9 protein-coding genes and 1 pseudogene are annotated in these 9,352 nt (G+C 63.7%); 2 read left to right on the top strand and 8 right to left on the bottom strand.

Features of this window, described 5'->3' with window-relative positions; genetic code table 11:
- Positions 1-1,025: hypothetical protein (locus MAMT_RS06415; RefSeq protein WP_142660164.1), on the bottom strand; the 1,025-nt coding region annotated here is incomplete at its 3' end.
- Positions 1,026-1,096: 71 nt separating this feature from the next.
- Here MAMT_RS06415 and MAMT_RS06410 point away from each other — a divergent pair.
- Positions 1,097-2,101 (top strand): glycosyltransferase family 2 protein, encoded by a 1,005-nt coding sequence (locus MAMT_RS06410; protein ID WP_142660163.1) that lies wholly within the window; start codon positions 1,097-1,099, stop codon positions 2,099-2,101.
- A 47-nt stretch (positions 2,102-2,148) separates the two neighbouring features.
- On the opposite strand, the gene MAMT_RS06405 is transcribed toward MAMT_RS06410, so the two are convergent.
- From MAMT_RS06405 to MAMT_RS06395, 4 genes are all read right to left on the bottom strand, one after another.
- Complete coding sequence (locus tag MAMT_RS06405) at positions 2,149-2,598, bottom strand: hypothetical protein (protein ID WP_142660162.1); 450 nt, start codon at positions 2,596-2,598, stop codon at positions 2,149-2,151.
- Positions 2,599-2,604: 6 nt separating this feature from the next.
- Positions 2,605-3,408, bottom strand: a complete 804-nt coding sequence (locus tag MAMT_RS06400) for a peptidyl-prolyl cis-trans isomerase (protein WP_178086971.1) — start codon at positions 3,406-3,408, stop codon at positions 2,605-2,607.
- A gap of 102 nt (positions 3,409-3,510) precedes the next feature.
- Positions 3,511-3,681, bottom strand: coding sequence for a hypothetical protein (locus tag MAMT_RS11375; protein ID WP_178086970.1), 171 nt, complete (start codon positions 3,679-3,681; stop codon positions 3,511-3,513).
- Complete coding sequence (locus tag MAMT_RS06395; RefSeq protein ID WP_142660160.1) at positions 3,678-5,150, bottom strand: ShlB/FhaC/HecB family hemolysin secretion/activation protein; 1,473 nt, start codon at positions 5,148-5,150, stop codon at positions 3,678-3,680. The genes MAMT_RS11375 and MAMT_RS06395 overlap by 4 nt, the downstream gene beginning before the upstream one ends.
- Positions 5,151-5,270: 120 nt before the next feature.
- Here MAMT_RS06395 and MAMT_RS06390 point away from each other — a divergent pair, with 120 nt between their 5' ends.
- Positions 5,271-6,095, top strand: coding sequence for a tetratricopeptide repeat protein (locus MAMT_RS06390; protein WP_142660159.1), 825 nt, complete (start codon positions 5,271-5,273; stop codon positions 6,093-6,095).
- Between the two features lie 292 nt (positions 6,096-6,387).
- Here the strand turns inward: MAMT_RS06390 and MAMT_RS11655 are convergent.
- The 3 genes and pseudogenes from MAMT_RS11655 to MAMT_RS06375 all read right to left on the bottom strand — a co-directional run.
- Positions 6,388-6,567, bottom strand: a pseudogene (locus MAMT_RS11655) (hypothetical protein); the annotation flags it as partial.
- A gap of 482 nt (positions 6,568-7,049) precedes the next feature.
- The gene (locus MAMT_RS06380) at positions 7,050-8,873 is read right to left on the bottom strand and encodes a hypothetical protein (protein ID WP_142660157.1); all 1,824 of its coding nucleotides are present in this window, start codon (positions 8,871-8,873) and stop codon (positions 7,050-7,052) included.
- Positions 8,788-9,312, bottom strand: coding sequence for a hypothetical protein (locus tag MAMT_RS06375; RefSeq protein WP_142660156.1), 525 nt, complete (start codon positions 9,310-9,312; stop codon positions 8,788-8,790). Before MAMT_RS06375 ends, MAMT_RS06380 begins: the two co-directional genes overlap by 86 nt.
- Between the last annotated feature and the right edge of the window lie 40 nt (positions 9,313-9,352).

The raw sequence follows: 9,352 nt of genomic DNA, 5'->3' as shown, positions 1-9,352 counted from the left end.
CGCTCGATCTCCCTTCGAATGGCCTCCCGGTCGGCCCTGTCGAGCGTCTGGTAGGCCGCGATCCAGTTCTGGTAGGCCCCCGATTCCATGCTCCCATAGGCTCGCCATTCCGTCTCTTCCCGGCACGCCGGGATCGGCTGCTTCCGCAAACCGACCCGATGGAGAATCTGTCTCCGCCTTCGCCGGAAAGCGCTCTCGGCCCGGCGCAACTGCTGCACCGCCCCCTCCATACGAAGGGCGGCCGCCGGACCGCCCACTCGAGCCACCGCGGCCGCCAAGCCGTCTTTTGGAGCCATCTTTTCGAGGAGCTCCCGGGCACCCAGCCTCTCTCCGGCCGCTAGCGCGAGACGCGGGGCCATTTCCCAGAACAGACGATAAAGACGTTCTCGCTCCGCGGACGCGCCTGGTGCTGCGGACGCCAAGAGAAACGCCCAAGACAGAGCGGCCGTCCATTCAGCCTGCGCCGGCTCGCTGTTTCGCCCCGGACAGGTGGCGCCTACTTCTCCGCTCAGCCCGATCCGCAGGCGCGCAAAGCATCTCTCCCGATCCCGCAGGAAAGAGCGCAGCGCCTTCGCAGACCAGAGAAGCGGAGCAACCAAGGGAAAGTCTCTCCCGAGGCGCGCCACATAGCTCACCGGCTCCTTTCCAGGATCGATGACCGGGGCGTCCTCCCCCGCCCCGAGCCGGTAGGGGGAGCAGAGCAGATCCCTCCCCGACCGCATTCCCGCCTCCCGGAGCTGCTCCTCGATCTTGAGCGGAGAAAGCCCCTCTCCCGCTTGCAGCCACTGGATCCATTCCCCTCGGGCGCCTCGGACCAGCGCCTCCCGGGGATCCCCCTCTCTACCCACCGGGATCCGTCGAAGCGCCTCGCTTCCGTACCCTCCGGAACCCTCTTTTCCTTCTCCGGAGTCCGCCACCAAGATCTCCTTCTTCCTCCAGCTCTGGCCCCGGGCATCCTCAATCAGCCTCCTCTCTTCTTCTCTGCTTGCCGGGGAGACGACGGCAATGGTCGCAAGCGGCTCCATCCTGGAAGGAGTTATTGCCGGAATCTGGTCGTCGGCGCTAACCTTTTTGCTTCCGCGAAACGCTTCTGCCGATGAGCAACTCTCCCCCCCTCGTGACCATCGGCATCCCCGCCTACAACGCGGGGGCTTGGATCGTCCCCGCCATCGAGAGCGCCCTCGGCCAGACCTGGCCGAACAAGGAGGTGCTCGTGCTGGACGACGGCTCGAATGACGGGACCGTCCAACGCGTCGCCGCCTTCGGCGACCGCCTCCGGCTTCTCCAGGCCCGGACGGGCCGGAGCAGCCTCGCCCGCGAGCTCCTCCTCGAGGCCTCTTCGGGCGAGTGGATCCAGTGGCTCGACCACGACGACTACCTTCTGCCGGAAAAGATCGCCACCCAGATCGCTGAGGCCGGAAGCCTAGCCGATGCGGATATCCTTTTTTCCCCCTATCTCCTCGAGCGGTGGAGTCATGGGAGCGTCGCATCCCGCGAACTCCAACCGCTCGACGATCCCCGGGATCTCCCCCGGACCTGGCTCTCCTCGCAGTTTCCCCAAAACGGCGCCCTCCTCTGGCGCCGCGACAAGCTTCTTGCCTTGGGCGGCTGGAAGGATCTTCCCACAGACTATTACGACGACTACCAGCTCTACTGGCGGGCCATCCGAGCGGGCTTGCGCTTCCGCTACACCCCCACCCCCGGTGCGGTCTACCGGGTCTGCCACGAGCCGAGCCTCACCTCCTCCCACATCCCGGACGCCCTCCGCTGGCGCGCTCGGATGGTCCAGGGGGCCGTCCGGGAACTGCAACCCTTGGACCAATGGACCCGCCCGCGCCAGAAGGCGGCGCAAGCCGAATATGCCCGGATCCTCCGGGTGATCGATCGGTTGGCCCCGGAGCTCGTGGAGCCGCTCTCCGACGAGGCCCGCTCGACGGATCTCTGGAGCGAACGCGCGCTTACGGAAGCGGCGGAGCCGCATGTCCGCTGGCTGGTCCGCCTCTTAGGCTTCCGTCGGGCTCGCCGAGTCCGCCGTCTCGTTCGCTCTTGCGGACGTGCCCTGCGAGGCGCCCGAAAGGGGGCCTCCGCCGGCTCCCGATAGCGCCCGGTCCTTCCCGGGGATCGGCGCCGCGACGGGATTCGGCCGGATCATCCTCCGGACGAGGCTTCTCCCGTAAACCGGATCGCCGTGGCGCGATAGCGCGGGATCATCTGCATCCCGGGATTGACCGTGTACATTCCGCCGGTCGGATTCATGACCAAGGGATTTCCGATGGGTTGGCTCTTGTCCTCCACGATCACCGCTTCCGCGCCCAGCTCGCGCGCCTTCTCCACGATCGAGTCCAGGAGTTGGCTCCTCGGGGTATCCGGCTGACCGCTGGCTTCGAGCACGGCGATCTTCTCGTAGGGGTTCTCGGGGGCCTTTCGGTAAACCTGAACGTAGCGCGAAGGAAGGTAGCGCGCGGTCGTCAGGTGCCGGACCCGCACCGCCTCCTGATGGACGCATCCCGCTGAACAGAGCAGCAGGAGCGCAAGCACTCCCGCCGTCCTTCGGCGGAGCCGACTTCCGGCAGCAATCCAGCGCACAGGACCCGACACGTTTCCTTACCGCAAGGCGGAGGCGACGGGCTCCCCGGGTGGCGGAGCCAGGAATACCTCGACCTGCGAGCTTGCCGCAAGCCGCTGCACGAGCTGCTGAACCGTTTCCTGCTGAAGCTGCTGCCGGAGCTGGGGCTTCACTTCGGCAAAGGTCGGCCGCGCGACCGGCCGCACTTCCATCAACTGAACCACTTCCCAGCCGGCGCCCGAGAGGATCGGCCCCCCGATTTGCCCGGGCTTGAGCTTCTCCACCAAGGCAAGTGCAGAGGTCGGAAGGGTTTGCGCGTTCTGCCACCCGACCTCTCCTCCCCGATCGGCGGTCGCCTTGTCGAGGGAACCCCGGGCCAGGACGGAGAAGTTCCCCCCCTGGCACAGCCGATCCAGAACAACGGCCGCCTTGCTCCTCGTCCCCGTCACGATATGGCGCAGGCGATATTCCCTCCGGGGAAGGCTCGCGATCGCCTGGTCATAGCGCTGGCGAAGCTCCTGGTCGGTCAACTTCCTCCGCTGGAGGTGATGCTTGAGGGCGGTCGTAGCCAAAATCTTCCGAGTCGCTTCCGCCACCTCCGCCTTCACCTCCCCAGATTTCTCGAGCTCCTCTTTGTACGCTTCCTGCACAAGAAGCTCTTGCTGAATCAAGGCATTGATCGCGCTGCGCTCCGCCTCGGGGGTCGGGTTCGCCATGCCCGCACCAGCCAAGGTCTTCCGCACCTCCGACTGTCGGATCTCCACCCCGTTGACGGAGGCGACGACTGGATCGTTCGCTTGGTCTCCTTCCGCGAGGGCAGAGCCCGATCCGCACAGGATCATGAAGAGGAATACGCCAATGCGCAATCGCATCCTGGTGCCGGACATGGTCGTCTTTCTTCTGGGGTTCGGAGCCTTCCTGAACATCCCACTCTATTGAATCAGCTAGAAGTTCTGTCGCAAGACAAAAAGAACGGCGACCCGGCCCCCGGCGAAGTAGCCGTGCGGGTTGTCCGTGGGCCCGATCATCGGGGCGTCGATCGGCAGGGCCGCCATCGCGCTGACCGTCGTTCCATAACGATGGACCATGTCGAGCCCGAGCCCCACGTCGCTCAAATAGTGCCAAGCCGGTCCCGAGCCGGGCGCATTATAGCTGAACCGAGATCCGCCGGTTTCCACGAAGAATTGCCCCGAAATCGTAAATCCCCACTGCTCGACGGGGGGGCAACGAGGCCGGCATGGCTGATGTAGCCCGTATCGCCGTACAGGACGCCCGGATACCACGCCGCCAGGTTCCCCATGCCGCCCAGCACGAAGTACTCCATGATCGGCAGTGTGTTTTGCGAGATCTGCCCGTAGCCGGTCAGCACAAGCTGCATCCCTTTGGGGAGGGTTTGCGTATAGCTCACGTTGCCCCGGTAGTAGGTGAAATACGCCGTCGGCACCCCGGGTCCCGCCAGCGGCGCGTCGTTCACCCCGGAAAACGCCCCAAGCCGGGTCCCGCGAACGCCGTAGATGTTTCCACCGATCTGCGCAGGCAATCCGAAGGTCCGGAAGCTCTGGCTGACCGTCGTGCCGAGCTGGGCCGTGCCGTAATCCTGGGAAAGCAGCCGGGTCGCGCCCTGGAAGCCCTCTTCGACGAAGTTCATCGAGGTGAGCCGCTCGTTCATCGTCCAGCGGAAGCTCTCGCTCGCGTAGACCGTCTGCTGCCCGTAGATCTGCCAATTCTGCATGAACACTGCGGGATAGAGCGGAGCCGTCGGCTCGCCGAACGCGGATTGCATGTTCGAAAAGGTCATCCCGTAGACACCCCAAGGAGTCGCCCAGGAAAGACCGCCGTTTTCCATCTGGAACATCCCTCCCTCCGTATAGGGATTCAAGCCATCCCAACCATTGCTGTACCCTCCTGTGAGCTCGAGGCCGTAACCCGGGCGGTAGGCGACCTGCGCATCGCTCATGTAGCGCCCGTTAAAACGGTTCCCATAGTTGCCGAAGCCCACGGAGGCATTCCAGGGATTCGCCTGGTTGAGGGGATTCGGAGCAAAACTTTCGATCGGCCGAGTCTCGACCTCCATCACCGAGCTGGCGAAATCGGGACCCGGACTGAAGTTCACCTTCGGCCGCTCCTGCTGGCGGGCGGCATAGGCTTCCGCATCGACCGTCCGCCGGACCACGTCGCTTGTCTTCACCGAAGGTCGATTCGTGAGCCCTCCATAGAACCAGCGCAGCGAGGGGACGATTCGGGCTTCGGTGATCTTTCCTTGAATCACCTCGAGCTCCACCCGCTTCTCCTCGACCGCCGCGCGGATGGTAACCAGAAAATAACCCGCCCTTTGATAGGCATCTTTGAGCCGCTTGACCGCGTCCTCCGGACCCTTGGCGCCGCGGAGCACATCAGCGATCTTTCCCTCGGAGAAGAGCGTGTTTCCGGTCACGACGTAGCGAACCCCGCCGCTTTCCACGACGATGGGCTTCGCGGCCAGGGAAGCCGGATCGTAGGGGACAACCTCCTGCCTCTCCGGAGCCGAATAAAAGACGCTCGGCTGCTCCAAGAACGCGAATAGGAGCGGGAGCACAAAAATCATCGTGGCAACACGAGCCCATAGCAATTTCCCTCGTTTGCTGGCAAGCTAACTCTGGGCTTCCCGGTCCCGGAAGTCGTTTCTTTCTGGAACGCGCGCGGGCCGGTCGCATACCCTGGGAGCATGGATCGCCCCTCTTCGAGCTCCTTGCTCCGGCGGAGCTTTCCGCTCCTCCTCGCCCTCGCGGCTTCCTTTCTTCCGCTATCGCGAAGCTCCGGCTCCCCAACCCCTGCGCTTTCCTCGCCCTCCCCGCACGGCACCCTGGAGCAGACGATCGCCTCGCTCCGGGCGCAGGCCCAAGCCAACCCGCACTCCGCCCAAGATTGGCTACGGCTGGGCGAAGCCCTTTGGCTCGCCGGCAAACCCGCGGAGGCCATTTCCCCCTTCCGCAAGGCGGTTTCGATCGATCGCCGCAGCGGAGAGGCCTGGCTACGGCTCGGCCGCGCCTACGGAGCAGCCGGTTATCGCAAGCAGGCCCTTGAGTGCTTCCGCCGAGCGACAACGCTGAGCCCGGCCGATCCGGCCGCATGGCTCGCCCTCGGGACCGAACAAGTACATCTGAGTCATCATGCCCAAGCCCTGCCCGCATTCGAAAAAGCCTGCCGGCTGGCACCGAGCTCCACCGCCTGGTTCAACGTCGGTGTCGTTTACGGCGAACTCAATCGCTTTCCAGAAGCCGTTGCCGCTTACCAGAAGGCGCTTGCGCTGGAGCCCGGCAATATCGAGGCGTGGAACAACCTGGGAGTCGCCTATGAGAAGCTCGGCCGGAACCGGGACGCGCTGCAAGCCTACAGCAAGGCCTTTCTGCTCCAGCCCGCCAACCCCACTATTCTTCAGAACGCCACCCGCGTTGGCGCTCGGATCCGCTCTCCCGCCAAGGCCGCCTCCCCTCCAGCCCGCGACACTCAACGTGCGGGCCGTTCAAAAAAGGTGACCCAGTCCCCGTAGCGGGGCACCCGTAGCGCCCACGAGGCCCCCACCGACGAATCTGCCGGACCAGGCGGAGTCCTGCCGTGCCGGCCATCGCTCGGACGAGCCGAGCGGAAACATCCGACCGCCAGCCGTCGTCGTCCCGCATCCTTCCCATCGAAAGCCACTGGTAGAGCCGTCGGCCACGCGTTCCGCGATCTCGAAGGAAGGAAAGCCAGAGAGCCCAGTGGCGGCGTCCCGCATGGTGAAGAACGGCCCGACCGCCAGGTCGGAGAACCCGTGCGAGCTCTTGAAGATACCCCGCAAAAGCCACTCGATCGATATGGACAAACACGTCAAAAGACCAGGCGAAATCGACTTCGGCCGTTGGAACGGCCGAAAGGCTTCGACCATCGCCGACGTGGTATTCCACACGATCGAAACCGGAAAACGGTGCCGACAGTGCTCGATGCAATTTGGAGAGAGATCCACGAGAATCGTCCGGCCGCATCGAGGCAGGATTTCGGCGGTCCAACGGCCATGTCCGGGCCCAATTTCCAGAACCGTGCCGCCGGGAGCAATCCCCGGAGCAAGCAGATGCTCGACTACCGAAACCTTCCATTCGGCATAGGGAACTCCGCAGAGGTGCGCTTGCCCCTTCCATTCTTCTCCGTCCTCGGACCAGGAGTACTCCTTGTTCCAGACTCGAAGGTTAGCTTCACGGGTGTTACGCATACATCCGCCTGCGCTCGGCCTGCCGCCGAACGGCCTGGCCGCGTCTAGAGGATCGGGCGGAGGCGCTCAAGCTTTGACAGGCTCTCCCCGAGACTTAATTTGCACCGCTTTGCTCTTACGAGCGAAAGCACCAGGGCAGACGAGCTTCCCGATCGACGAGTCGGCTCTCCGGCTCCCGATGAACCATCCGCGCAACATGCGGATGGGAAAGGGACCTTGCGGTCCGCTTTCCCTTATTCCGCAAACTCCGTCTTTCCGTTACGGGCTATACGAACGAATGTGGAAGGCCGACGGGTCGGGCACCAGCGTATAGAAGGGAGACGACACCGTCGTCGCTACCCCATAGATCACCGGCACGACCGAAGGCCGCACGCTGAAGTTCACCCAGGTATTTCCATTCGTCACCACGGGATTGGGCGAAAGAATCGTGGGAGCCTGGAAGAAGATTCCCTGGCCTGCCGACGCCGTGGTCGTGTAGCCGTTGTCCACAACCGTGTTCAGCGCGAGGCTGCCCGATCCTCCCGTGCCCGCGATCAGCACGATCCCGCCCGGGAAGACAAAGCCCTTGGAGATATGCAGAACCTGAGCACTGAGGCTCGTGCCATTATCTTCGAGCTCCGACGCACTCTGGGCCACCGTCAAATTGCCGGTCGTCTGGACCAAGAGGTTGCTCCCGGCATTCGACACCGGACGGAGGGCGTCATCCGAGTGGACGAAGGTGGCGGTCCGCCCCGAGTTCACTGTGGCGTTGCCCGCCACGGTAAGGTTGATCGCCTGCGGGCTTGTACCGACGGCAGAGATCGTGATCGCTGTGTTTCCGCTCGGCCCATTAGCGATGTGTAAGCCGTTCTGCAGCGGATTAGTCCCAACCCGGTTGTTGATGTTGCCCGCCACTCCATCAAAGAGGACGCGGTCTGCGGCAATCGCCCCGGGGCCCGTGATGTTCTGGGCGCTGCCAAAGAATTCGGCCGTGCCGTTCGATCCGGTGAGACTCAAGTTACCCCGCACGTTTGCATTGTAAGAGCTCCCCAGCGTGAAGAAGTTGATCGCAGAAGAGGCGACCAGGTTGGTGGCGACGGTGATGAGCCCCCCCGATCCCCCGGACGCAAGCCCAATCCGACCGATGCCGTTTGCGTCATACGGCGCTGTCACCGTTCCCTGCACGCCGACGTTCCCCGTGTTACTCCAGATTTGAAGCAGGCCGTCGTCGGAAGCATTGTTGCTCAGCAAGAGGATCGAGCCGTTCGTGAAGACCCCACCGTTCACATAAGGTCCGGAATGCGCGAAGTTCGCCGCCTGAATGTGGATCGTGTTGGAAGCCTGGATGGTTCCATAATTGAGGATCGCTCCCCCGCCAGCGATCACCCCGGACAGCACGGTCACGCTCTCCGAGATATTGCCTGCGGCGAGACCGATCGTCCCGGTGCCGTTGTTGATCACCGTGCCGGGAAGGTTGATGACGAGCGGCTCGCCGGGATGAGACGCACCGATGACCCCGTTATTCGTCAGCCCCCCGTAGAGAAGCGCGGAGGTGCCGTTCCCGTTGAAGGAGACCGTTCCGGGCCCATGCACATCGAAGAAGTGCGAGCCATAGATGGTTCCACTGTTGGTGAAGGTCCCGGTCCACTCGAAGGGTGGATTGGAGGAAACCTGGTCAAGCACGCCATGGTTGACGATGTTTCCTAAACTCCAGACCCGGAGATGGGTCCCCTCGAAGGAGAACGGGCTGCTCGAGGTCCCTAAGTTCAGTGTCACCGTGGTGGCCGACGAAGCGGAAGGAGTGGGACTTCCCGCCGCGTCGCCCGGATGAAAATCGACGCCGGAAAAGGTTCCGCCCACTCCGCCGATCACCCGGACCATCGTGGTGCCGGAGAAGTAGTTCCCAGCGGGACCCTGGACGGGAGAGACATTCACGCTGCCCGAGCCTGCCAGCAGAACGACATGGCCGGTCCCCTGCAGGTTTCCTTGGACCGACAACGGTCCGCCCTGGGCGAAGCTAATCGCCAATCGAGAACCGCCTACCCAGCTCGAAGCGTTGACCGTCGCCGCCACCAGACCCAGCCCCGCCGGCGCGTTGATCACGCCTGTCGATCCGACGGTGATCCCGTTGGCGTTGGTGACAAAAATCTGGATGTTGCTGGCCGAGTTCAAGGTCCCCAGCAGGCTTGGAGGGGTTGCCGCTCGTATCGACGTTGAGGACGGCGCCGGCATGTCCCGTGAAGTTCAAAATCGCCGAAGAGCCGATGTTAAAACCGGTTCCTGAATTGCTCACATTCAGGCTGCCGCCGGTACTGCCCCAGTTGATCACGGTTCTTGCGGCTCCGTTGGCCACGGTGCCAACCCCCGGAGCACTGGAGGTATAGGTCGCGCTGCCACCGACAACCGATCCATGCCCCGGAAGCTGAATCAGCCCCACGGTCGCAACGGCCCTTCCCAGTCCAAGGCCGAAAATCGGCAGAAGCACAAGCGCCTGACGCACCATCCAAGACAATCGATTCCCGCTCCCCGTCTTCTTTTTCATCCGCTTCTCTCCTCCTATTCTAAACCACTCCCCCCTCCGA

This window comes from Methylacidimicrobium tartarophylax, from assembly GCF_902143375.2.
GTDB classification, from domain to species: Bacteria; Verrucomicrobiota; Verrucomicrobiia; order Methylacidiphilales; family Methylacidiphilaceae; genus Methylacidimicrobium; species Methylacidimicrobium tartarophylax.
This window is presented reverse-complemented; position numbering and strand designations above follow the sequence as displayed.

Bases quoted from the DNA above. Each gene is read 5' to 3' on its own strand.
- MAMT_RS06410 (WP_142660163.1), top strand. From the start codon at position 1,097: ATGAGCAACTCTCCCCCCCTCGTGACCATCGGCATCCCCGCCTACAAC.
- MAMT_RS06400 (WP_178086971.1), bottom strand. From the start codon at position 3,408: ATGATCCTGTGCGGATCGGGCTCTGCCCTCGCGGAAGGAGACCAAGCG.
- MAMT_RS06395 (WP_142660160.1), bottom strand. From the start codon at position 5,150: ATGATTTTTGTGCTCCCGCTCCTATTCGCGTTCTTGGAGCAGCCGAGC.
- MAMT_RS06390 (WP_142660159.1), top strand. From the start codon at position 5,271: ATGGATCGCCCCTCTTCGAGCTCCTTGCTCCGGCGGAGCTTTCCGCTC.
- MAMT_RS06375 (WP_142660156.1), bottom strand. From the start codon at position 9,312: ATGAAAAAGAAGACGGGGAGCGGGAATCGATTGTCTTGGATGGTGCGT.